Below are 24,016 nucleotides of genomic sequence, written 5' to 3' on the forward strand. Positions count from 1 at the left end.
GCCGCTCGTTTCACCGGTCGGACCGGGCGTTCATGGGGAGGGAAGGGCAAGCACATGGGCTTCGTCAGCCGTCGGGGTTTCCTGGGTGCCTCCGCCGCCGGAGTGGCCGCCGCCGTCTCACCGGCGGCGGCCCCCGCGGCGGACCGGCGGGCCGGGGAGCGGATCCTCACCTACCGCGAGACGACCGGTGGATCGGTCACCGTCGGCCGGGACGGCTCGGTGCTGATCGCGGAGGTGCAGGGAGTCCTGTGGCACGTCCCGCGCGCCGGCGGGACGGCCCGGCAGCTGACGGACTGGTCACTGGAGGCGACCCGCCCGGCGCTGTCGCCGGACGGCGCGCGGCTCGCGGTCTGCGGGTACCGCGGTGGCGCCTTCCACCTGTGGTCGATGCGTCCCGACGGCAGCGAGCTGCGGCAACTGACCGACGGGCCGTGGGACGACCGCGGCGCGTCCTGGTCACCGGACGGGACGCGCATCGCCTTCTCCTCCGAGCGCGGCGGCGACCCGGTGAGCGGCACCTCGTTCGGCCTGTGGACCCTGGAGGCGGACAGCGGCCGGCTGCGTCGGCTGACCGGCGGGGACTTCGAGGACCTCGATCCGGCGTGGTGGCCGGACGGGCGGTCGCTGGTCTGCGTACGGGCCGCGCACCAGCCGGACGGCGGGAACGACGGCGGCCGGGCCCTGGTACGGGTGGCCGCCGCCGACGGCACGGCGGAGGCGGTGCGCACGGTGGCGGACGGCAGGCTGCTGTGCCCGTCCGTCTCCCCGGCCGGGCGGATCGCCTACCTGCACCTGTCCGGGGCGGGCGACTCGGCGTCCCTGCCGCCCACGCGGGCGGCGCTCATGGTCGACGGACACGTCGTCACGGCCGACGAGGACCTGGCGGCGGCCCCGCCGTGCTGGCTGGACGAGGACCGGCTGCTGTACGTCGCGGACGGCCGTATCCGCGTCCGTACCCTGGCCGAACCCTCCGTGACGGACGTTCCGTTCACCGCCCGCATGTCCGTGCCCCGGCCCCGGTGGCGGCCCCGGACCCGCGCCCTCGGCTCCCCGGCGCCGGATCCGGTGCGCGGCATCCACCTGCCGGCCCTGTCGCCGGACGGGAGGCAGGTGGCGTTCGTGGCACTGAACGCGCTGTGGCTGCTGCCCGTCGACGGCGCACCGCGCAGACTCCTCCAGGGCGAGCCGGCGCACTACGTGCAGATGCCCGCCTGGGCGCCCGACGGGCGCAGCCTGCTGTACTGCACCGACCGGGACGGCCTGGCCGCGGTGTACCGGCTCGGTCTGGAGGACGGCGGGGAACGGCTGGTGGCCGGTGGTGGGCGGCTGCACCCGGCCCCGTCCCCGGACGGCTCCCGACTGGCCTGCCACGATGTCGCGGGCAACCTGCTGCTGCGGGACGCGGCGAGCGGACAGGAGCGGGTGCTGGCCCGGCCGCTGGCCACGGACGGACCGCCCGGTGCCCCGACCTGGTCGCCCGACGGCCGGTACGTGGCCTTCTGCGACCGCAACCGGCTCAACCACCGCTTCCGCGAGGGCTACCACCTCATCCGTGTCATCGACACCATGACCGGCGCCGAGAAACGCCATCTGCCCGACGCGCACCAGTCGCTGTCGGACCGCGTCGCCGCCGGACCGGTGTGGTCACCCGACGGCCGCTGGATGGCCCTGGTCGCCGAGTCGGCCCTGTGGCTGCTGCCCGTCGGTGCCGACGGCACGCCCACGGGTCCGGCCCGGCGACTCACCGACGAGCCGGCCGACCACCCCAGCTGGTCCGGTGACGCACACACCCTGCTGTATCTGTCCTGCGGACGGCTGCGCCTGATGTCCCTGGGCTCCACGGCCGACGGCGTGCGCACCCTGTCCGCCGGTCTGACCAACCGCCCCGCTACGGCGGAACGCCAGGAGAGGCTGCGGATCCACGCGGGGCAGCTGTGGGACGGCACCGGGGCCGCTCCCCGCCAGGACGTCGACATCCTCGTCAGCGGCGCCCGCATCACCGCCGTCGAACCCCACCGCACCCGCCGCCCGGGTCACCGCACCGTCGACGCCTCCGGCCAGACCGTCGTCCCCGGCCTGTTCGACAGCCACACCCACCCCTACCACGCCACCTACGGCGGCCGGCAGGGCCTGACCGCGCTCGCCTACGGCATCACCACCACCGCCGGCCTGGGCGGACCGCTGTACGAGGCGGTGCGGCTGCGCGAGTCGGCCGCCACCGGGCACACGCTGGGCCCGCGTCAGCTCGCCTGCGCCGAACTCGTCGACGGCTCCCGCACCGCGTACAGCATGGGCCGGGCCCACCGCACCGGCGCCGGCGTCACCCGCACCCTGCGGCGGGCCACCGACCTCGACGTCGACTTCGTCAAGACGTATGTGCGCGCCTCGGGGCAGGTCATGGCGCAGGCCGCCGAGGCCGCGCACCGGCTGGGCGTGCCCTGCGGCAGCCACCTGTGCGCGCCCGGCCGGGCGGCAGGGCAGGACCTGACGACCCATCTGCAGGCCACCCAGCGTCTGCCCTACGGGCACGCCACCACCCCGCTCGGGCACATCCACCAGGATCTGGTCGAGCAGTACGCCGACGGCTCCTTCTCGCTGATCATCACGCCGTTCACCGCGCAGTGCCTCCTCGGTGCCGATCCCGGGCTGGCCGACGATCCACGGGTGGTCCGGCTCATGCCGCCGTGGGACGTCGCCGCCGTCCGCGAACGCGCCAGGTCCGCCCCGACCGCGCGGCAACTGAGCGCCCTGGCCATGGAGATGGCCGGCTACCGACGGCTGGCCGCCCAGGGCGCCGTACTCGCCCTGGGCACCGACTCCCCGCTGGTTCCCGTCGGCCTGTCCCTGCACCTGGCCCTGCGCGCCCTGCACGCCCACGGGTTCACCGTGGCGCAGGCCCTGCACTGCGCCACCACCGTGCCGGCCCGGCTCTTCGGCCTGGACGGCGACCTCGGCACCGTCCAGGAGGACAGGATCGCCGACCTGACCGTCGTGAACGGCGACCCGTTCACCGACTTCGCCACCCTCGTCGACACCCCGCTGGTCGTGCGCGACGGCATCCCGCACCGCCGGAGCGACCTGACAGATGCTCACCGGCACCGCGACCACCCCGCGCCCCCGGACACCGGCTGGCTGGAGGTCGCCCGCGGCCTCCGGCGCGGCTCGTGCTGCCACGCCGGCGACGGGGACACGTACTAGTCGGTCAGGGCCGGACCCGGCACCACGTCGTCCCCGCTGCGCTGCTGCGGGATCACCACCGCGCCCTGCTGCAGTGCCACCGTCCTGGTCGGGGCCGGGATGCGGATGCCCTCCGCGCGGTAGCGGCGGTGCAGGCGCTTGATGAACTCGTGCTTGATGCGGTACTGGTCGCTGAACTCGCCGACGCCGAGGATCACCGTGAAGCCGATGCGGGAGTCCCCGAAGGTGTGGAAGCGGATCGCGGGCTCGTGGTCCGGGAGGGCGCCGGTGATCTCGGTCATGGTCTCGGCGATGACCTCGGTCGTGACGCGCTCGACGTGGTCCAGGTCGCTGTCGTAGCTCACGCCCACCTGCACCAGGATCGTCAACTGCTGCTCGGGGCGCGTGAAGTTGGTCATGTTGGTCTTCGCGAGCTGGCCGTTGGGGATGACCACCAGGTTGTTGGACAGCTGGCGGACCGTCGTCTGGCGCCAGTTGATGTCCACCACATAGCCCTCCTCGCCGCTGCTCAGCCGGATGTAGTCGCCCGGCTGGACGGTCTTGGAGGCGAGGATGTGGATGCCTGCGAAGAGGTTGGCGAGGGTGTCCTGGAGGGCGAGGGCGACGGCCAGACCGCCGACGCCGAGGGCGGTGAGCAGGGGCGCTATGGAGATGCCCAGCGTCTGCAGCACCACCAGGAAGCCGATCGCCAGGACCAGGACCCGGGTGATGTTGACGAAGATGGTCGCCGAGCCCGCCACGCCCGAGCGGGACTGGGTGACCGAGCGAACCAGGCCCGCGACCACCCGGGCCGCGGACAGGGTCACCACGAAGATCAGCCACACCTGGAGGATCTGGTTGGTGTGGTGCTGGACGGTGCGGGTCAGCGGCAGCACCGCGGCGGCCGATGCGGCGCCGGCCGCGATCGCCGCCCAGGGGACGACGGTGCGCAGCGCGTCCACCATGACGTCGTCACCGCTCCACTTGGTCCGCTTCGCGTGCTTGGCCAGCCAGCGCAGCAGCGTGCGGGACAGGAAGGCCAGCACCAGGCCGGCGGCCAGGGCGATGCCGGCGAGGACGAGGTCGTCCAGGGTCAGCGCGCGGTTCACCGGTCACCTCCGGGGCGCAAAGCTGCGGCGGAGAGCCTGATGTGAAGTCTCGTCACGTTGTCACCTGCTCGATGTCCGGAATGTGCGATCGCGCCGCCACCGGATCACCGGCGGTCGGCGCGATCGTTCATCCTGCCGTATCCGGCGCACCAGTTCGTACCAGGACCGGGGCCGTGAGCAGGCGTCTCAGACGATGCCCTCGGCGAGTTCGGCCTGGTCGCGGTCGCTGCCGTAGGCGGCGGTGGTGGGCGTGCCGTACGAACGACGGGCGACGTACCACCAGATGCTGGCCAGGACCAGGACGACGACGAGGGCCACGGCCGCGTAGTTCATCGTGTCGACGGTGACCGGCGAGGACTGCGGCAGGCAGAACAGGACCGTCACACAGGCCACCCACACCACCGCGATCCAGCCGACCGGCCTGCTCCACCGGCCCAGGCTCCAGGGACCCGGCTGGAAACGGTCGCCCGCGCGCAGCCGCAGCAGGACCGGGATGGCGTAGGCGGGGGTGATGCCGATGACGTTGATGGCGGTGACCGCGCCGTACGCCGTCGCCGAGTACAGGGACGGCAGGGCCAGGACGCCCGCGACGATCACCGACAGCCACACGGCGGCGACCGGGGTCTGGGTGCGGTTGCTGACCTTGCGCCACAGGTGCGAGCCCGGCAGGGCGCCGTCCCGGCTGAACGCGAACACCATGCGGCTGGCCGCGGCCACCTCGGCGTTCCCGCAGAACAGCTGGGCGACGATCACGACCAGCAGCAGCGCGCTCGCGCCGTCGGTGCCGAGGCCGTCGAGCAGGATCTGCGCGGGCGGCACGCCGGTGTCGGTGGTGCGCGTGGCGTCGTAGTCCTGGATGGCGAAGGTCAGGCCGGCGAGCAGGACGAAGCCCGCGATCCACGACACCCAGATGGACCGTACGATGCCCTTCGCCGCCGACACCGAGGCGTTGGAGGTCTCCTCGGAGAGGTGGGCGGAGGCGTCGTAGCCGGAGAACGTGTACTGGGCGAGCAGCAGGCCGATCGCGGCCACGTAGAGCGGGCTCGACCAGCCGGTGTCGTTCACGAACTTGGTGAACACGAAGGACGGCGACTGGTGGTGGTCGGGGACGATCGCCAGTGCCCCGACGATGAGCGCGACACCGGCCAGGTGCCACCAGACGCTGACCGAGTTGAGCACGCTGACCAGGCGGACGCCGAACAGGTTCAGCACGGCGTGCAGCAGCAGGATCGCGCAGAAGATCAGCATGGTCCTGCCGGGCGTCGGCTCGAAGCCCCACTGGAGGTTGGCGAAGGCGCCGGTGAACAGGGCGGCGCCGTAGTCGATGCCGGCGATCGCGCCGAGCAGACCGAGCAGATTCAGCCAGCCCGTGTACCAGCCCCAGCGCCGGCCGCCGAGCCGGTCGGCCATGTAGTACAGCGCGCCGGAGGTCGGATAGGCGCTGGTGACCTCGGCGAGCGCGAGGCCGACGCACAGCACGAACAGGCCGACGCCCGCCCAGCCCCACAGCATCACGGCGGGCCCGCCGGTGCCCAGGCCGAAGCCGTACAGGGTCATGCAGCCGGACAGGATCGAGATCACCGAGAAGCTGATCGCGAAGTTGCCGAAGCCGCCCATGCGGCGGGCCAGCACCGGGCGGTAGCCCAGCTCGCGCAGCCGCTGTTCCTCGTCGTGCTGCGGCCGGGCGGGGGTGGGCGAGGGATCGGGGGACATGCGGAGACCTCCGGGGGTGAGGAAGGAGAGGTGGGGAAGGAGAAAGGGCGTCAGGCGTCCTCGGCGGCCGCCCGGCAGCGGTCTCTGGCCTGCAGGAAGACCTCCACGGCACGGCCGCGGTCGGGGGTGCGGTACATCCAGGGCGGCGGCGTGACGTACGGGCCGATCGCGTCGAACACCCGGGCCGCGTCGGGGAACTGCAGGGCGCCCCACAGGGCGTGGGCCAGGTGGTTGAGGTCCAGCAGCGAGCGTTCGGGCCGGGGCGACTGCTCGAACCAGGAGTGCAGCGCCCGGCGCGCCTCGCGGGTCGCGTCCTCCGCCACCCAGTGCAGGTCGAGCGCCGCGTCGTGCCCGCTGCCGCGCCGGTAGCGCTCGACCCGGACGTACAGCGGCAGCAGATGGAGCGCGGACCCGGGCGGCGCCGATCCGGCCGCCCACTGGGCGTAGCCCGTGGCCTCGGCGAGCCGGTCCGAGGAGCCGATCGTGTACAGGAACTGCAGCATCCGGTGGTGGGCCTCGCGGTTGTGCGGGTCGCGCCGGCCGACCTCGGCCAGCAGCCCCCACGGGCCCGGCGGCAGCACGGGCTCCGGCGGCGGCGCCCGGTGCTCGTCCCAGCGCTGCTGCGGGTCCAGCTGGGCCAGCGCCAGCAGACACACCCAGGGCACGGGGTCCTGCGGAGCGGTCTGGGTGGCGGACTGCGCGGCGTCCCACGCCTCGATCCACAACTCGTGCGTACGGCGGTGCCGTTCGCGCTGCGCCCGCAGGGCCCGCTCCACGCCGACCCGGGCGTGCATCACCGCGGCCGGCACGCTCTGCGGCTCCTCCGTGAGCCAGGCCCGCACCACATCGGTACCGGCCGCCGCGGCCGCGAGGATCTGGGTGCGCTGGGTCCACTGCCACCAGCTCGTGGTGTCCGCGAGCAGCGCGCGCATCGCCATCCAGCGCCCGGTGCGCAGATCCTGGAGGGCGGTGCGTAAGGCCCCGTCGTGGCCGGCGGGGTCGTAGGAAGGCCGTGCTCCTTCTCTGGCCATCAGCCACCCGCCCCGGTCCGCGAGCGGACGGGCGGGGTGGCGGGGTGCGGTAGCAACAGCCCTCCTCTGGGCGGTGGTCGAGCGCCTCCGTGCGGGTCGGCGGTCACTATAGGGGGGTCCCTTCCGCCTTGCCATTGTTGTCAACTCAACTAACTGGATGGCCAGTTGATCGACGACCGGTCGAGCTTGACGCCGGACGCGGCGCGACGGCAGGCTGTTCGCGCCGATCTTCGAAGGGGTGTGCGGGAGGATGCGATGACGGGGCCGGTGCTCGCCGTCGACCAGGGCACGTCCGGCACCAAGGCCCTGGTGGTCTGCCCCGAACGCGGCGTCCTCGGCGCCGGGTTCGCCGCCGTGACCCCCCGCTACCTGCCCGGCGGTCTGGTCGAGGTGGACCCGGCCGAGCTGTACGCCTCGGTGCTCGACGCCGGTCGCCGCGCACTCGCCGAGGCGGGCGAGGACGTCGTGGCGATGGGCCTGGCCAACCAGGGCGAGACCGTCCTCGCCTGGGACCCGGCGACCGGCCGCCCGCTGACCGACGCCCTCGTCTGGCAGGACCGGCGCGCCGAGACCGTCTGCATCGAACTCGCCGAGCACGCCGAGGAGTTGCGGCAGCTGACCGGCCTGCCCCTGGATCCGTACTTCGCGGCACCCAAGATGGCCTGGATCCGCCGCCGTCTCACCCGCGAGGGCGTCGTCACCACCTCCGACGCCTGGCTGGTCCACCGCCTCACCGGCGCCTTCGTCACCGACGCGGCCACCGCCGGCCGTACCCAGCTCCTCGACCTGGACCGCGCCGAGTGGTCGCCGCGGGCGCTGGAGACCTACGGGCTGTCGGACGAACGGCTCCCGCAGGTGGTCGACAACGCCCAACCCGTCGGAACCACGAGGGTGTTCGGCCCCGAGATCCCGCTCACCGGACTCGCCGTCGACCAGCAGGCCGCCCTGCTCGCCCAGCGCATCACCGGGCCCGGCGCCGCCAAGTGCACCTACGGCACCGGCGCGTTCCTGCTCGCGCACACCGGCGGCACACCCCGGCGCGGCACCTCCGGCCTGGTCAGCTGTGTCGCCTGGCGGCTCGCCGGAGACACCGGCTACTGCCTCGACGGACAGGTCTACACGGCCGCCTCCGCCGTGCGCTGGCTCACCGACCTCGGCGTCATCTCCTCGGCCGCCGACCTCGACCCGGTCGGCGGCGCCGTCCCCGACAGCGGCGGCGTCACCTTCGTCCCCGCCCTCGCCGGGCTCGCCGCCCCCTGGTGGCGCGGCGACCTGCGCGGCTCCCTGACCGGGCTCGGCCTCGACACCGGACCCGGACACCTGGTGCGAGCCCTGTGCGAGGGCCTGGCGGCCCAGGTCGTCGAACTGGCGGAGGCGGCCGCGGCCGACCTCGGCACCCCGCTCGACGCGCTGCGCGTCGACGGCGGCCTGACCCGCTCGGCGCTCCTCATGCAGACCCAGGCCGACCTGCTGCAACGCCCCGTCGAGGTCTCCGCGCTGCCCGACGCCACCGCCCTCGGTGCCGCCACCCTCGCCCGGCTCGGCGCGGACCCTGTGCTGAGCGTGGCGGACGCCCTGCCCGACTGGAAGCCCGCCGCCGTGTACGAGCCCCGCATCCCGGCCGACCTGGCAGTCGAACGCCTGGCCGGCTTCCGCAGCGCGGTCGCCGCCCTGCTCGGCTCATGACGGTCACCGCGGAGGGGCCGCTGCCCGAGCGGACGTACGACGTGGCGGTCGTCGGCGCCGGAGTCGTCGGCTGCGCCATCGCCCGCGAACTCGCCCGCCACGCCCGGCTGCGCATCGCCCTGGTCGAGGCCCAGGACGACGTCGGCCAGGGCACCTCCAAGGCCAACACCGCGATCCTGCACACCGGTTTCGACGCGACCCCGGGCTCCCTGGAGGCCCGGCTGGTCCGCGAGGGGTACCAGCGGCTGGCCGCGTACGCCGCCGAGTGCGGCATCCCCGTCGAACGGGTCGGCGCCCTGCTCGTCGCCTGGGACGAGGAGCAGCTCGCCGCCCTGCCCCGCCTCGCCGAGAAGGCCGAGCGCAACGACTGCCCGGACACCCGGCTCCTCGGCGCCGACGAGCTGTACGCCCGCGAACCGCACCTCGGCCCCGGCGCGCTCGGTGCCCTGCACGTGCCGGGCGAGAGCATCATCTGCCCGTGGACGACCACCCTGGCGTACGCCACCCAGGCGGTTCGCGCGGGCGTCGACCTGCACCTGAACACCCGGGTGGAGCAGTCGGGCCGGGATGGGCGTGGTCATCTCCTGACCACCTCCAGAGGCACCCTGCGCGCCCGCCGCCTGGTCAACGCGGCCGGACTGCACGCCGACACCCTCGACCGGGCCCTCGGCCACGACGACTTCACCGTCACCCCGCGTCGCGGCCAGCTCATCGTCCACGACAAGCTCGCCCGTCCCCTGGTCCGGCACATCCTCCTCCCCGTCCCGACCGCCCTCGGCAAGGGCGTCCTGGTCGCCCCCACCGTCTACGGCAACGTCCTGCTCGGCCCCACCGCCGAGGACCTGCACGACAAGCGGGCCACCGGCTCCACCGCCGAAGGTCTCGCCCTGCTGCGGGAGAAGGGCGGCCGCATCCTGCCCGCACTGCTGCGGGAGGAGGTCACCGCCGTCTACGCCGGGCTGCGCGCGGCCACCGAGCACGAGGACTACCGCATCACCGCCCACCCCGAGCAGGCGTACGTCACCGTCGGCGGCATCCGCTCCACCGGCCTGACCGCGTCCCTGGCCATCGCCGTCCACGTCGTCGGCCTGCTGACCGACACCGGGCTCGATCCCGGCCCGGCGCGCGACCTCGACCCGGTCCGCATGCCCAACCTGGGCGAGGCCTTCCCGCGCGCCCACCAGCGGCCCGAACTCATCGCCGCCGACCCGGAGTACGGCACCCTCGTCTGCCACTGCGAGCGCGTCTCCCGCGGCGAGATCCGCGACGCCCTCGCCGGTACGATCCCGCCGCGCACCCTGGACGGCCTGCGCCGCCGCACCCGGGCCCGGGCCGGCCGCTGCCAGGGCTTCTACTGCGGGGCGGCGGTACGGCAGCTGTTCGAGGAGGCGCGCCCATGACCGCCGACCGCCGGGTCGACGTCCTCGTCGTCGGCGCCGGTCCCGCCGGACTCGCCGCCGCGGCCCGGCTGGCCGCCGCCGGAGCCGGCCGGGTCGAGGTGCTGGAACGGGAGGCACAGGCCGGGGGAGTGCCCCGGCACTGCGCCCACGGCGGCTTCGGCACGTGGACGCATCCGCTGACCGGACCGGGGTACGCGCGGCTGCTCGTCGAGGCCGCCACGCACGCCGGGGCCGTGCTGCGGACCGGCGTGACGGTCCTGGACTGGGCGGGGCCGCGCACGCTCACGACCGTCGGCCCGCAGGGCCTGGAGTCGATCGAGGCCGAAGCCGTTGTCCTCGCCACCGGCTCCCGTGAACGCCCCCGCACGGCCCGGCTGGTGCCCGGCACCCGGCCCGTCGGCGTCTACACCACCGGCGAACTCCAGCAGGCGGTGCACCTGTTCGGACAGTCGATCGGCGCCCGGGCGGTGGTGGTCGGTGCGGAGAGGGTCTCCTACTCGGCGGCCGACACCCTGCGCACGGCCGGTGTGGCGGTCGTCGCCCTGCTGACCGAACACCCTCGGGCCCAAGCCCCGTTGCCACGTGCCCAGTCGGCCCGCCTCGGCCGCCGTGTCCCGCTCCTCACGGACACCACGGTCACTGAGCTTCTCGGCCACGGCCGCCTGTCCGCCGTCCGCGTCCGGCACCGCGACGGCCGTACGGCCACCCTGCCCTGCGACACGGTCGTCTTCACCGGTGACTTCGTCCCCGAGAACGAACTCGCGCGCCGGGCCGGCATCACACTGGACGGGAGCCCGCACACCTCGCGGCCGGGCGTCTTCGCCGTCGGCGCTGTGCTGCACCCCGGACAGCGGGCCAGGGCGGCGACCTGGGCCGGGGCGGAGTCGGGCGGTGCGGTGCTGGAGTGGCTGGCGGGAGGGGACTGGCCGGCTCACAGGTCCGTGTAAGACCCGTGCCGCCCCGCACCCCCGGCGAAGCGTGCCGCTCCCTCCAGGCCCTCCGCCAGCACGCTCATGCCGTACCGCAGCTCGCCGCGCAGGGCACTCTGCTCGGCCATCCCCTCCTGGTCCAGCACCGAGGCCCGGTCGCCGCGCAGGCAGGCCTGCGGGAAGCGGGCGACGGCCGCTGCCAGCTCCTCGGCCTCCGCGCGGGCGTGGCCGGTGGGCACGAGTCGGTTGGCGAGGCCGATGTCGTAGGCCTCGCGGGCCGGGACAGCGCGGCCGGTCAGGATCATGTCCATGGCCCGGCTGGTGCCGATCAGCCGGGGCAGCCGTACCGTGCCGCCGTCGATCAGCGGTACGCCCCAGCGGCGGCAGAACACCCCGAATACGGCGTCCTCCTCGGCGACCCGGAGGTCGCACCACAGGGCGAGTTCGAGGCCGCCCGCGACGGCGTGCCCCGCGACCGCGGCGATGACCGGCTTGGACAGCCGCATCCGGGTCGGCCCCATCGGCCCGTCGCCCTCCTCGGCGACCCGGTTGCCGCGCTCGCCGCCCATCGCCTTCAGATCGGCGCCCGCGCAGAACGTGCCGCCCTCGCCCCACAGCACCGCCACCCGCGCGTTCTCGTCGGCCTCGAAGTCCCGGAAGGCCGAGGCGAGTTCGGCGGCCGTCGGGCCGTCCACCGCGTTACGGACCTCGGGGCGGGACAGGACGATCGTGGTGACGTGTTCCCTGCGCTCGATGCGGACCGGCATGGGACCCCTTTTCATCTGGTGGGGCCCAGCAGCGTACTCGCCGCCGGGGCGCGGGCGTTCAGCTCCTGAACCCGCCCGGTCTCCCGAGCCCCTGGCCTGGGGTACGGGACGGGCGACGGTTGTCGACCGGGCCTGACCGTCGGGACAGCTCGAAAGGGTCGACGGGGTCCGGCAGGGCTTCAGTGGGCTGGGGATCTCGCAGGTCTTCCGATGCCCCGAAGCCGCTCGCGCTGTTGAAGGGGTCGTCGGCCAGGTCCAGATCCGGAGTTGTGCGGCTGCCCCCGAGCCGGCCGGGTCCCGAGTCTCCCGGCAGCTCCGGCCCACCGGGCCCAGGGAGTCCCCCCGGCCCTTCCGGCCCTTCCCCCGGATCGTTCGGCCATTCCAGGCCGTCAGGATCGGGCAGCGTGGCCCTCACCCGGCGCAGCCACACCTCCGGCTCGGTGGCCGCGTGGGCCACGTCGATGGCCACCTGGCCCAGCTCGTCCGGCGCGCCGGCCACTGTGTCCAGCGCGGTGGCGGTCAGATCGGGGCGATCGGAACCTGCGGCCAACAGCAGTGTCTCCAAGCCGCGCCGCCGCTGATCCACATCCAGTTCCGGTGCCCTGAGGAGGGCCTCCAGCAATCCGGGGTCCCTCCTCTCGGCGGATGCGAGGAGATGGGCGAGCAGGGCGTGCGGGCCCAGACCTCCCCATTCGGCCTCGCCGGACGGGTAGAGCGCCTTCAGCAGATTTCGCAGGAGCCTGGCCTCCGGGACGTCGGGCCCGTCAGGTATCAGACCGCCTTCCGCGAGACCGTAGTGGGTACGCCAGCCCGCCCTGACCGCGGCGGCCGCCTCATTGCGGTTGCGGCCACCGAACAGCCCTTGGGTGACCACCAGTGTCCTGAGCAGGTCGAGTGTCTCGGCGTTCATGATCGAGGGGGCGTACCAGCGGGCGGTCCGGAGCCAGTAGCGCTCTTCCCTGGACAGTACGACCTCGTACGGAGAGGTTCCGGCAGAGCCCCTGTCCCCCGTTCCCTCGAAGCGGGTGATGGCCTCGGCGCAGGCCATCAGGTTGAGGGTGAAGGGGTGCGTCACCGACGCCTCGGTGCGCAGTTCTTGGAGGGAGAGGGCGAACAGGTCGAACAGGAGGTCCGCGCCATACAGGCGTTCCGCGAACGTGTGGGCGGTCGCGCCGAGTGGTGTTGGGTCAGGGCCTTCTTGGTCGTCCGGTCCGAGGTTTTCGAGCCGCAGAGTGCTGTGGGGGCCGAAGTCGACAAAATTCTTCCAGCACGTCCGCCGCACGGACTCCGAGGCGGATGCGGGCCGGCACAGGAAGAGCACCCTCACCGGGACCTGCTTTCGGTAGCCCGCCAGTGTCTCCAAGACGCTCCGTTGCCAGTCCTCCCTGGTCTCCGCGTAGTCGATCACCAGCAGGAGCGGATGCTCGCTGGTGGTGATCGGGTGCAGGATCGACGCGGGGGGTGCCTCGGGTGGCTCGGTGCGCAGGAAGCCGGTGACCCAGTCGCTGCCCAGACGACGCCCCAGTTCCACCGCGAGCCGGGTCTTCCCGACGCCCATCGGTCCGGTCACCACCATGACGTCCATCGGGACCGGTGACAGCGCCCACGCCATCAGCCGTTCGAGTTCGTCCTCGCGCCCGATGAACTCCGCGGTACGGACCCGCGGGTGCAGAAGGTGAGCGACCGACGCCCCCAGGCTGTGCGGGTCGGTAGAGCCGTACTCGGCACGATTCGGAGGTGCCACCAGAAGAGGACACAGCTCCACTGACTCGAGTTCGGGCTCCGGGTATTCGCCGCGGCCCAGTACCGCCCGGAAGGAGGGGCATTCGAGCAGGGCGTGGGCCGGCACGGCGTTGGCCCGATCCGCGTGCAGGCCCTGGGGGACGGTCACGATCATGCCGGTGAGCAGCGGGCCGCAGAACACCGCCGAGCCCGACATCCCCTGCCAGCCGTTCCGATGCTCCAGGGGGCGCAGCTCGACCTGGTACCTGTCCGCGTACCTCTGGGTGATGCCGTGGAGCACTCCGTCCACGCTCATGGGGTTCCGGCCGGACGGTCCGGCCTGCACCCGAGGAAACCCGACGACCCCGCATTTGACGGGGTGCTGGGGATCGGGGGCGGTCAGGGTGCCGAAGCGAACGGGCGGCACCGACACGCCGTCATCGATGGCCAGAAGCACCGCGTCCAATGTGTCGTCGTGCCATACGGGTTCCGCCACGATCCAGTCGGCACCGTCCGTCATGCGCCGGACCTTGACCGAGGCGGGCACCTGGTGGCGGATGCCGCGGGTCACGATGTGCAGGGCGGTCAGCACCAGCCCGGTGGCCACTTGGTATCCCGTTCCGTACGAAAGCCTGTGGGGGGCGTCGTCGTTCAGGACCTCCACGACGGACGCCGAGTCGAAGGGCACGGATCTCCTTCCTGGCTTCGCTCCAGGTCAGGTGTGTGCTATCGCTTCCTGCCGTCAGGGCGTCGTAGCTCCTCCGGGCTCACCTGGTCGCCCACGGGCAGCTCCCTTCCGTCGTCGTCGACGACGCGCAGCCGGATGGTGACGCGCCGGCCATCGGTCCCCGCCGATTCACCCCCGGCTTCGCCCGACAGCACATAGGCCTTCACCGTGCCCCCGCGCTTCTTGCTGCGGCGCAACTCGATCGAGAAGTCGAGAGTCACTTCTTCCGGGACGAACTTGACCTCGCTGCCCGCGCCCATGCTCCGCGCGTCGGCCAGTCCGGCCCTCACCGCTGCGATGGCTTCCGACAGTTCCGTGCCGTCCGTCTGCATGCGCCCCCCGTCCGCCCTGTGGCCGTGCCGTCCATTGTGGGCGGTTGAGCCCGCAGCGCCAGAGGGCCCTTTGGCCAAAACGAGGGGGAGCGACTCTCCGCGTCAGGGATGTGCGGCAGGCTCCCGGGCACCGGAGACGCCGCGCGACGTGCCGCTCAGATGACCTTCAGCCGCACCAGCGCCCCCAGCGTCAACGCGCCCGGCAGCAGCGGCACCCACACGGTGATGATGCGGTAGGCGAGCACCACCGCCGTGGCCACCGCCACCGGGCCGCCCGCCGCCACCAGCGCCACGATCAGCGCCGCCTCGACGGAGCCGAGCCCGCCCGGCGTGGGCACCAGCGCCACCGCGACCGTCGCGGCCAGGTACGCGAGCGCCATGTGCGCGGGCGGCACCGGCAGCCCCAGCGCCTGCCCCACCGCCACCAGGCCGGTCGCCTGCAGCGCGGGGAAGGCGAGCGAGCCGCCCCACAGCGCCAGCGCCCGGGCCGGACGCGTGTGCACCGAGCGGGCCTCGCCCAGGGCGGTGCGGACGAAGCCGAGCACCGGCGTGCGCAGGCGCCGTACGAGGGCCACCGCGGCCACCGCCACCGCGAGGACCGCGCCCGCGACGGTCAGCAGGGGTCCGACGGCCCCCGAGGGCAGCAGGGTGCCGAGCCGCAGCGCGTCGGGGAAGGCGAGCAGCAGCGCGGCCAGCAGGCTCAGCCGGCCGACCGACTCGGCGAGCAGGTACAGCGCGAGCGCGGCGGAGGAGCGGGCCAGCGGCACCCCGCACACGCTCATGAAGCGCAGATTGACCGCGCCCGCGCCCAGACCCGTCGGCAACAGATGGTTGGCCGAGCCCGCCGCGAACTGCGTCGCCAGCAGCCGCCACCGGGGCAGCCGCTGGACCACGGCGCCCTGCCGGGTGACGGCCGCCGCCACCCAGGTCATACAGGTGGCACCGGCCGCCGCCAGCAGCCAGGGCCAGGAGGCGGTCCGCAGCTGGCCGAAGCCCTCGGCGAGCACCGACCGGTGCCGCACCGCGACGATCGCGACGAGCAGGAGCGGAAGCAGGCACAGGGTCTGCCGTACGGGGACGCGCCGGGCGAGCCGGGCCAGGCGTCCCTCGCGGAGGTCGGGGAGTCGTACCGCTGTCACATCCGGAGAGGTTCTCCGTGCCGTGCCAACGGCGGGTGGCGGAAGCGGGGACGGCGGCTTACGGACGGGCAGCGGATGAGCGGGGAGGGTCATGGGGGCCTTCGGGTACCAGGACGTCGGTGGGGTGGAAATGTCGCGGACATTGACCTCAACGAAGCTTGAGGTCCTACGTTCTCTCCCATGAGCATGGAGACCACCGCCTGGACGCAGCTGCACAGCGTGATGACCGCGCAGCAGGAGCGCCGCCCCTTCGCCCGCGCCACGTTGCGCCGTATCGCCGCCTTCGCCCGCCCGCACCGCGCGGGCATCGTCCGTTTCGTGCTGCTCGGGGTGGTGACCGCCCTGCTCGCCGTCGCGACACCCGTGCTCGCCGGCCACGTCGTCGACACGATCGTGGCGGGGCACGACTCCGGGAAGGTCGTACGGCTGTCCCTGCTGATCGCGCTCGTCGCGCTCGCGGAGGCGGGGCTCGGCATCCTCGGCCGGCGCCTGTCGGCGACGCTCGGGGAGGGACTCATCCTCGATCTGCGCACGGCCGTGTTCGATCATGTGCAGCGCATGCCCGTCGCGTTCTTCACACGTACTCGTACGGGCGCGCTGGTCAGCCGTCTCAACAACGACGTGATCGGCGCCCAGCGGGCCTTCGCCAACACCCTGTCGGGCGTGGTGACCAACCTGGTGACCCTGCTGCTCACCCTCGCCGTCATGCTCACCCTGTCCTGGCAGATCACCCTGCTCGCGCTGGTGCTGCTGCCGGTGTTCGTGCTGCCCGCCCGCCGCATGGGCAGCCGGATGGCCGGGATGCAGCGGGAGGCGGCGGCGCTGAACGCGGCCATGGGCACCCGGATGACCGAGCGGTTCTCCGCACCCGGCGCCACCCTGGTCAAGCTGTTCGGCCGCCCGGAGGAGGAGTCGGCCGAGTTCGCGGACCGCGCCCGCCGGGTGCGCGACATCGGGGTGCGCACGGCGACCGCCCAGTCCGTCTTCATCACCGCCCTCACCCTCGTCTCCGCCCTCGCCCTGGCCCTGGTCTACGGCCTCGGCGGCTGGTTCGCGCTGCGCGGCACCCTGGAGGCGGGCGCGGTCGTCTCCCTCGCGCTGCTGCTGACCCGGCTCTACGCCCCGCTCACCGCGCTCGCCGGAGCCCGGGTGGAGGTGATGAGCGCGCTGGTCAGCTTCGAGCGGGTCTTCGAGGTGCTCGACCTGAAGCCGCTCATCGAGGAGAAGCCGGACGCCGTCGAGGTGCCCGAGGGCTCGGTCGCGGTCGAGTTCGACGACGTCACCTTCGCCTACCCCTCCGCCGACCAGGTCTCCCTCGCCTCCCTGGAGGAGGTCGCCGCCCTCGACACCCGCGGCGGCGTCGAAGTCCTGCACGGCATCTCCTTCCGCGCCGAACCCGGCCAGACCGTCGCCCTGGTCGGCTCCTCCGGCGCCGGAAAGTCCACCATCGCCCAGCTCCTGCCGCGCCTGTACGACGTCGACGCCGGCGCCGTCCGCATCGGCGGGACCGACGTCCGGGACCTGACCGCCGCCTCGCTGCGGGTCACCCTCGGCATGGTCACCCAGGACGGCCACCTCTTCCACGACACCGTCCGCGCCAACCTGCTGCTGGCCCGCCCGAGTGCCACGGACGAGGAGCTGTGGGACGCCCTCGGCCGCGCCCGCCTCGCCGAGGTCGTACGGTCCCTGCCCGACGGTCTCGACACGGTCGTCGGCGAACGCGGCTACCGGCTCTCCGGCGGCGAACGCCAGCGCGTGACGATCGCCCGGCTGCTGCTCGCCCGCCAGCGCGTGGTCATCCTCGACGAGGCCACGGCCCACCTGGACAACACCTCGGAGGCGGCCGTCCAGGAGGCACTGGCCGAGGCCCTGGAGGGCCGCACCGCCGTGGTGATCGCCCACCGCCTGTCCACCGTCCGGGCCGCCGACCAGATCCTGGTCGTCGAGGCCGGCCGGATCGTGGAACGGGGCACGCACGAGGAGCTGTTGGCGGCGGGCGGACGGTACGCGGAGCTGCACCGCACGCAGTTCGCCCAGCGGGACGACGAGGTGGCGACGGCCTGAGTGAGCGGGAGGGGGGTGGGTTGCCGGTGGGTTGCCGCCGGGTTGCTGCCCACCCCCTTGACTCCAGTGGTCCGGACCTTTAACTTCACGCCTTAAACAAAGACTCCGGATGCACTCAACACCCAAACGTCACGCCTGTGTTGGGCCTGTCTCCGGGCACCCCCCCACGCGAAAGGCCGCCCCCGCACATGGCCAGACCACTCCCCGCAGCCGTCTCGCTCGCCGCCCTGTCCCTCGCCACCGGCCTGCTCACCGCCGCCCCGGCCCAGGCCGCCACCGGCACCATCACCGGCCTCGCCGGCAAGTGCCTCGACGTCGCCGGAGCAAGCTCCGCCGACGGCACGGCCGTCCAGCTCTACGACTGCAACGGCACCGCCGCCCAGCAGTGGACCGTCGGCAGCGACGGCACCCTCCGCGCCCTCGGCAAGTGCCTCGACGTCACCGGGAACGCGACCACCGACGGCACCAAGGCCCAGCTGTGGTCCTGCAGCGGCGGCGCGAACCAGAAGTGGACCGCCACCGCCGCCCACGACATCGTCAACCCGCAGGCGAACAAGTGCCTGGACGTCACCGACAACTCCTCGGCCAACGGCGCCCGGGCCCAGATATGGACCTGCGGCGGCGGCGCCAACCAGAAGTGGAACGCGCCCGCGGCGGACAGCGGCACCACCCCGTCCGCGCCGATGGCCGTCGCGCCGTACCTCTACAACGGCTGGGGCAGCCCGCCGAACCCGAGCACGATCACCCAGGCCACCGGCGTCAAGTGGTTCACCCTCGCCTTCGTGCTCAGCAACGGCTACTGCAACCCCCAGTGGGACGGCAGCCGCCCGCTGACCGGCGGGGTCGACCAGCAGACCGTCAACACCGTGCGGGCGAACGACGGTGACGTGATCCCGTCCTTCGGCGGCTACAGCGGCAACAAGCTGGAGAGCTCCTGCTCCAGCGCGGGCGAACTCGCCGGCGCCTACCAGAAGGTGATCAACGCCTACGGCCTGAAGGCGATCGACATCGACATCGAGGCCGACGCCTACAGCAACCCCACCGTGCAGCAGCGCACCGTGGACGCCCTGAAGACCGTGAAGGCCAACAACCCGGGCCTGAAGGTGTACATCACCATCGGCACCGGGCAGAGCGGCCCCGACACCAGCCTCATCAACCGGGCGGCCTCCTCCGGGCTGACCGTCGACGCCTGGGCGATCATGCCGTTCGACTTCGGCGGCGCCGGACAGAACATGGGCAACCTCACCACACAGGCCGCCGAGGGCCTGAAGAACGCGCTGAAGAACGCCTACCGCTACAGCGACGACCAGGCCTACCGGGACATGGGCATCTCGTCCATGAACGGCATCACCGACAACAACGAGACCGTCACGGTGAGCGACTTCCGGACCATCCTGGCCTACGCCCAGCAGCACCACCTGGCCCGGCTCACCTTCTGGTCCGCCAACCGCGACCGCCCGTGCACCGGCGGCCCCGCCGACAGCTGCTCCGGCGTCTCCCAGTCCGCCTGGGACTACACCCGCGTCTTCGCCGCCTACACCGGCTGACCCCGTCCGCTAGGAGAAACCCGTGCTTCCCCTCACCCGCCGGCGCAGATCGACGGCCGGCGCGCTGGTCGCCGTGGCCGCCGCGTCCCTGCTCACCGCAGCACCCGCGCGCGCCGCGGCCTCCGCCGCCGCCCTGCCCTCCGGCCTCGCTACCGTCGTCAACGCCGCGAGCGGCAAGTGCCTGGACGCCAAGGCCGCCGCGACCGCCAACGGCACCGTCGTGCAGCAGTACGCCTGCAACAGCACCACGGCACAGCAGTGGAGCTTCACCGCGACCAGCGACGGCTACGTCCGCATCGGCAACGGCAACAGCACGAACCAGGTCGTGGACGTCGCCGACGTCTCCACCGCCGACAACGCCCAGGTGCACCTGTGGAGTTACGGCGGCGGCGCCAACCAGCAGTGGCTGCCGGTGGACGACGGCGGCGGCGCCTTCCACTTCGTCAACCGCAACAGCGGCAAGTGCCTGGACGACCCGAGCGCCTCGCTCGCCGACAGCACGCAGTTCGTGCAGTACACGTGCAACGGCACCGCGGCCCAGCGCTTCCAGGTGGTCCCGGTGACCCAGTCCACCAGCAACCCCGACCTCGGCCCGAACGTCGTCGTCTTCGACCCGTCGATGTCGTCCTCGACCATCCAGAGCAAGCTGAACTCGATCTTCCAGCAGCAGGAGACCAACCAGTTCGGCTCCCAGCGCTACGCCGTGCTGTTCAAGCCCGGCGCCTACAGCGCGGACGTCAACGTCGGCTTCTACACCCAGGTGCTGGGCCTCGGCCTCACCCCCGACGCCGTCTCCATCAACGGCGCGGTGCACGCGGAGGCGGACTGGTTCCAGGGCAACGCCACGCAGAACTTCTGGCGCGGCGCCGAGAACCTGTCGGTCAACCCCACGGGCGGCAGCGACCGCTGGGCGGTCTCGCAGGCGGCGCCGTACCGGCGGATGCACCTGCGGGGCAACCTGGCCCTGGACGACGGCGGCTGGTCCAGTGGTGGCTATCTGGCCGACAGCAAGGTCGACGGGCAGGTCAACTCCGGCACCCAGCAGCAGTGGCTGACCCGCAACTCCCAGCTGGGCAGCTGGACCGGCTCCAACTGGAACATGGTCTTCGTCGGCAGCCAGGGCGTACCGTCCACCAGCTTCCCCAACCCGCCGTACACGACGGTCGCGCAGAGCCCGGTCGGCCGGGAGAAGCCGTTCCTGTACGTCGACGGCAACGGCGCCTACCAGGTCTTCGTACCGTCGGTGCGGTCCAACTCCACCGCGACCAGCTGGGCCGGCGGCAGCCCGGCGGGCAGCTCGCTGTCCCTGGACACCTTCTACGTCGTCAAGCCGGGCGCGACCGCGTCCCAGATCAACTCCGCGCTCGCCGCGGGCAAGAACCTGCTGGTCACCCCGGGCGTCTACCACCTGGACCAGACCCTGCAGGTGACCCGCCCCGACACCGTCGTGCTGGGCCTCGGCCTCGCCACCTTCGTCCCGGACAACGGCATCACCGCGATGACCGTCGCCGACGTCGACGGCGTCAAGATCGCGGGCCTGCTCTTCGACGCCGGCACCACCAGCTCGAAGACCCTGCTCGAGGTCGGGCCGACCGGCTCCTCCGCCTCCCACGCGGCCGACCCGACCTCCCTCCACGACGTCTACGTCCGCGTCGGCGGCGCGGGCGTCGGCAAGGCCGCCACCAGCATCGTCGTCAACAGCGACAACGTCATCGGCGACCACATGTGGATCTGGCGCGCCGACCACGGCAGCGGCGTCGGCTGGACCAGCAACACCGCCGACACCGGGCTCGTGGTCAACGGCGACAACGTGACCATGTACGGGCTGTTCGTCGAGCACTTCCAGAAGTACCAGGTGCTCTGGAACGGCAACGGCGGCCGCACCTACTTCTTCCAGAACGAGATGCCGTACGACCCGCCGAACCAGGCGGCCTGGATGAACGGCTCCACCCAGGGCTACGCCGCCTACAAGGTCGCCGACACCGTCACCAGCCACCAGGCCTACGGCCTCGGCAGCTACTGCTACTTCAACGTGAACCCGGGTGTGACCGCCGCGCGCGCCATCGAGGCACCGAACAACGCGAACGTCCGCTTCACCAGCATGGTGACCGTCTCCCTCGGTGGCACCGGCACCATCAGTCACGTCATCAACAACACGGGAGGACCCTCGAACTCGTCCACCAACGTGGCGAACCTCGTCAGCTATCCCTGACCGGCACGGCGGGCGGGTGCCCCCCGCCCGCCTGCGCCGTCCCCGACATCGAGGGAGACTGGATCGAGGAGGACGACGGTGACGGGTCTGCTGTGGGAGTACGACGGCTACGATCCCGCGGAGGAACGCCTGCGGGAGTCCCTGTGCACCGTGGGCAACGGCTACTTCGCCACCCGCGGGGCGCTGCCCGAGTGCGTGGCGGACGCCGTGCACTACCCGGGCACCTACGCGGCCGGCTGCTACAACCGGCTCGCCTCCGAGATCGCCGGGCGCCGGGTCGAGAACGAGGACATGGTCAACCTGCCCAACTGGCTGCCCCTCCGCTTCCGCCTCGCAGGGCATGACTGGCTCACCCCGGACACCGCCCCGGTCACCGAGCACCAGCAGATCCTCCACCTGGACCCGGGCGTACTGGAGCGCCGTACCCGCTACGCGCTCGGCACCGACGGCACACTCCTCGTGCGGCAGCTCCGCCTCCTCCACATGGCCGACCCGCACCTCGCCGCCCTGCGCACCGACCTCACGGCCGAGGGCCGCGCCGCCGAGCTGGACGTCGAGGCCGCGCTCGACGGGAGCGTCACCAACTCCGGCGTGGCCCGCTACCGGGACCTGGACGGCCGCCACCTCACCCGCGTCGAGACGGGCAGCGCGGCCGCACCCGGCACGATGTGGCTGCGCTGCCACACCCGTACCTCGGACACCGCCGTCGGGCTCGCCTCGCGGCTGGCCGCCGACGTGCCGGTGTCGGACGCCCACGAGGCGCAGCGGGCCGTCCAGCGACTGCGGCTGTCCCTGGAACCCGGACGTACGGTCACCGTCGACAAGACCGTCGCCCTGCACACCTCCCACGACCCCGCCATCAGCGACCCGCTGCGCGCGGCCCTCGACCGGGTCGCCGACGCGCCCGGCTTCGACGAGCTGCTCACCTCGCACATCACGGCCTGGGAGCAGCTGTGGCGGCGGGCCGAACTCGACGTCCCCGGAGACCCCGGCCGCATCCTGCGCCTGCACCTCTTCCACGTGCTGCAGACCCTCTCCCCGCACACGGCCGACCTCGACGTCGGCGTGCCCGCACGCGGACTGCACGGCGAGGCGTACCGGGGTCACGTCTTCTGGGACGAACTGTTCGTCCTGCCCTACCTCAACCTCCATCTGCCAGAGGTCTCCCGCGCTCTGCTGCACTACCGCCACCGCCGCCTGGACGCGGCCCGGCACGCGGCCCGCGAGACCGGCCGGCGCGGGGCCCTCTACCCGTGGCAGAGCGGCAGCGACGGCCGCGAGGAGACCCAGGAACTGCACCTCAACCCGCGCTCGGGGCACTGGCTGCCCGATTACTCCCGGCTGCAGCGGCACGTCGGCTCGGCCGTGGCCTACAACGTGTGGCAGTACTGGGAGGCCAGCGGCGACACCGACTTCCTGCACACCGAGGGCGCCGAGATGCTCCTGGAGATCGCCCGCTTCTGGGCCGACTCGGCCACCTACGACGAACACCTCGGCCGGCACCGCATCCGGGGCGTGGTCGGCCCCGACGAGTACCACGACGCCTACCCCGGCGCACCCGGACCCGGCCTGGACGACAACGCGTACACCAACGTCACCGCCGCCTGGGTCCTCACCCGCACCCTGGACCTGCTGCGCACCCTGCCCGAGCCGCGCCGCCGCGAACTCATCGAGCAAATTGGTCTGGAGGAGGACGAACTCGCCCGCTGGGAGGAGGTCTCCCGCACCCTGCACGTGCCCTTCCACGACGGCGTGATCAGCCAGTTCGAGGGCTACGGCGACCTCGCCGAACTGGACTGGCACGGTTACCGCGAGCGGTACGGCGACATCCGGCGCCTGGACCGGATCCTGGAGGCGGAGGGCGACACCGTCAACCGCTACAAGGCGTCCAAACAGGCCGACGTCCTGATGCTCGGCTACCTGTTCTCACCGGCCGAACTCCGCTCCCTCTTCGCCTGGTTGGGCCACCGCCTCGACGAGGACACCTGGACCGCGACGGTGGACCACTACCTGCACCGCACCACGCACGGGTCGACCCTCAGCGGCCTGGTGCACGGCTGGATCCTGGCCCGCGCCCGCCGCGCCGACGCCTGGTCCTTCGTCCAGGAGGCGCTGCGCGGCGACATCGCCGACGTCCAGGGCGGCACCACCGGCGAGGGCATCCACCTGGGTGCCATGGCCGGCACCCTCGACCTCGTCCAGCGCTGCCTCACCGGCCTGGAGACCCGCGACAGCGAACTCTGGCTCGACCCGGTCCCGCTCCCGGAACTCTCCTCCTACGGCTTCTCGTTGCGCTACCAGGGCCACTGGGGCGTACGGCTGCGGCTGCGCTCCGGCCAGCTGGAGGCCGCCATGCCGAAGGCCTCGGGGCCCACCCCCATCGACATCCGGCTGCCGGACCGCGTGGTGCGCGTCGGGCCGGGGGAGAGGGTGCGGATGCGGCTGCCGGACTGACACCCTG

At 72.8% G+C, this 24,016-nt stretch carries 14 protein-coding genes and 1 pseudogene; 8 read left to right on the forward strand and 7 right to left on the reverse strand.

The window, feature by feature from the left end; translation table 11 throughout:
• Positions 1-54: 54 nt before the first annotated feature.
• Entirely contained in the window at positions 55-3,198 is a 3,144-nt protein-coding gene (locus BEK98_RS18245) for an amidohydrolase family protein (RefSeq protein WP_094217615.1), read from the forward strand.
• On the opposite strand, the gene BEK98_RS18250 is transcribed toward BEK98_RS18245, so the two are convergent.
• The 3 genes from BEK98_RS18250 to BEK98_RS18260 form a co-directional block, all read right to left on the reverse strand.
• Positions 3,195-4,286, reverse strand: coding sequence for a mechanosensitive ion channel family protein (locus BEK98_RS18250; protein WP_167444202.1), 1,092 nt, complete (start codon positions 4,284-4,286; stop codon positions 3,195-3,197). The genes BEK98_RS18245 and BEK98_RS18250 overlap by 4 nt on opposite strands.
• A 186-nt stretch (positions 4,287-4,472) precedes the next feature.
• Positions 4,473-5,999: an amino acid permease gene (locus BEK98_RS18255; protein ID WP_094217616.1), complete on the reverse strand. Its 1,527-nt coding sequence runs from the start codon at positions 5,997-5,999 to the stop codon at positions 4,473-4,475.
• Positions 6,000-6,049: 50 nt separating this feature from the next.
• Complete coding sequence (locus tag BEK98_RS18260) at positions 6,050-7,030, reverse strand: hypothetical protein (protein WP_094217617.1); 981 nt, start codon at positions 7,028-7,030, stop codon at positions 6,050-6,052.
• Between the two features lie 255 nt (positions 7,031-7,285).
• Between BEK98_RS18260 and BEK98_RS18265 the strand changes: the two genes are divergently transcribed.
• The 3 genes and pseudogenes from BEK98_RS18265 to BEK98_RS18275 form a co-directional block, all read left to right on the forward strand.
• Complete coding sequence (locus BEK98_RS18265) at positions 7,286-8,716, forward strand: FGGY family carbohydrate kinase (RefSeq protein WP_094217618.1); 1,431 nt, start codon at positions 7,286-7,288, stop codon at positions 8,714-8,716.
• The gene (locus BEK98_RS18270; RefSeq protein WP_094217619.1) at positions 8,713-10,116 is read left to right on the forward strand and encodes an FAD-dependent oxidoreductase; all 1,404 of its coding nucleotides are present in this window, start codon (positions 8,713-8,715) and stop codon (positions 10,114-10,116) included. The genes BEK98_RS18265 and BEK98_RS18270 overlap by 4 nt, the downstream gene beginning before the upstream one ends.
• A pseudogene (locus tag BEK98_RS18275) lies at positions 10,113-11,048 on the forward strand (NAD(P)/FAD-dependent oxidoreductase); the annotation flags it as partial. The gene BEK98_RS18270 and the pseudogene BEK98_RS18275, both read left to right, overlap by 4 nt.
• On the opposite strand, the gene BEK98_RS18280 reads toward BEK98_RS18275, so the two are convergent.
• The 4 genes from BEK98_RS18280 to BEK98_RS18295 all read right to left on the reverse strand — a co-directional run bounded on the left by BEK98_RS18280 (position 11,048) and on the right by BEK98_RS18295 (position 15,732).
• Positions 11,048-11,812 (reverse strand): crotonase/enoyl-CoA hydratase family protein, encoded by a 765-nt coding sequence (locus BEK98_RS18280; protein WP_094217621.1) that lies wholly within the window; start codon positions 11,810-11,812, stop codon positions 11,048-11,050. The pseudogene BEK98_RS18275 and the gene BEK98_RS18280 sit on opposite strands and share 1 nt — an antisense overlap.
• 58 nt (positions 11,813-11,870) lie before the next feature.
• Positions 11,871-14,222 (reverse strand): serine protease, encoded by a 2,352-nt coding sequence (locus tag BEK98_RS18285; protein ID WP_094217622.1) that lies wholly within the window; start codon positions 14,220-14,222, stop codon positions 11,871-11,873.
• A 38-nt stretch (positions 14,223-14,260) separates the two neighbouring features.
• The gene (locus BEK98_RS18290; RefSeq protein WP_094217623.1) at positions 14,261-14,593 is read right to left on the reverse strand and encodes a trypco2 family protein; all 333 of its coding nucleotides are present in this window, start codon (positions 14,591-14,593) and stop codon (positions 14,261-14,263) included.
• A gap of 155 nt (positions 14,594-14,748) precedes the next feature.
• Positions 14,749-15,732 (reverse strand): lysylphosphatidylglycerol synthase transmembrane domain-containing protein, encoded by a 984-nt coding sequence (locus BEK98_RS18295; RefSeq protein ID WP_244201888.1) that lies wholly within the window; start codon positions 15,730-15,732, stop codon positions 14,749-14,751.
• Between the two features lie 186 nt (positions 15,733-15,918).
• On the opposite strand from BEK98_RS18295, the gene BEK98_RS18300 reads away from it, so the two are divergent.
• From BEK98_RS18300 to BEK98_RS18315, 4 genes are all read left to right on the forward strand, one after another.
• Entirely contained in the window at positions 15,919-17,796 is a 1,878-nt protein-coding gene (locus BEK98_RS18300; RefSeq protein WP_094217699.1) for an ABC transporter ATP-binding protein, read from the forward strand.
• Between the two features lie 188 nt (positions 17,797-17,984).
• Complete coding sequence (locus tag BEK98_RS18305; protein WP_094217625.1) at positions 17,985-19,343, forward strand: ricin-type beta-trefoil lectin domain protein; 1,359 nt, start codon at positions 17,985-17,987, stop codon at positions 19,341-19,343.
• 22 nt (positions 19,344-19,365) lie between these two features.
• Entirely contained in the window at positions 19,366-21,555 is a 2,190-nt protein-coding gene (locus BEK98_RS18310; protein ID WP_094217626.1) for an RICIN domain-containing protein, read from the forward strand.
• Positions 21,556-21,633: 78 nt separating this feature from the next.
• Positions 21,634-24,009, forward strand: a complete 2,376-nt coding sequence (locus tag BEK98_RS18315) for a glycoside hydrolase family 65 protein (protein WP_094217627.1) — start codon at positions 21,634-21,636, stop codon at positions 24,007-24,009.
• Positions 24,010-24,016: the final 7 nt, after the last annotated feature.

It is taken from the genome of Streptomyces diastatochromogenes (assembly GCF_002242805.1).
Lineage (GTDB): Bacteria > Actinomycetota > Actinomycetes > Streptomycetales > Streptomycetaceae > Streptomyces > Streptomyces diastatochromogenes.

Excerpts from the sequence above, each read along its gene's own strand:
- BEK98_RS18270 (WP_094217619.1), top strand. The coding sequence starts at position 8,713 with ATGACGGTCACCGCGGAGGGGCCGCTGCCCGAGCGGACGTACGACGTG.
- BEK98_RS18245 (WP_094217615.1), top strand. The coding sequence starts at position 55 with ATGGGCTTCGTCAGCCGTCGGGGTTTCCTGGGTGCCTCCGCCGCCGGA.
- BEK98_RS18300 (WP_094217699.1), top strand. The coding sequence starts at position 15,919 with ATGGAGACCACCGCCTGGACGCAGCTGCACAGCGTGATGACCGCGCAG.
- BEK98_RS18280 (WP_094217621.1), bottom strand. The coding sequence starts at position 11,812 with ATGCCGGTCCGCATCGAGCGCAGGGAACACGTCACCACGATCGTCCTG.
- BEK98_RS18265 (WP_094217618.1), top strand. The coding sequence starts at position 7,286 with ATGACGGGGCCGGTGCTCGCCGTCGACCAGGGCACGTCCGGCACCAAG.
- BEK98_RS18290 (WP_094217623.1), bottom strand. The coding sequence starts at position 14,593 with ATGCAGACGGACGGCACGGAACTGTCGGAAGCCATCGCAGCGGTGAGG.
- BEK98_RS18260 (WP_094217617.1), bottom strand. The coding sequence starts at position 7,030 with ATGGCCAGAGAAGGAGCACGGCCTTCCTACGACCCCGCCGGCCACGAC.
- BEK98_RS18255 (WP_094217616.1), bottom strand. The coding sequence starts at position 5,999 with ATGTCCCCCGATCCCTCGCCCACCCCCGCCCGGCCGCAGCACGACGAG.
- BEK98_RS18305 (WP_094217625.1), top strand. The coding sequence starts at position 17,985 with ATGGCCAGACCACTCCCCGCAGCCGTCTCGCTCGCCGCCCTGTCCCTC.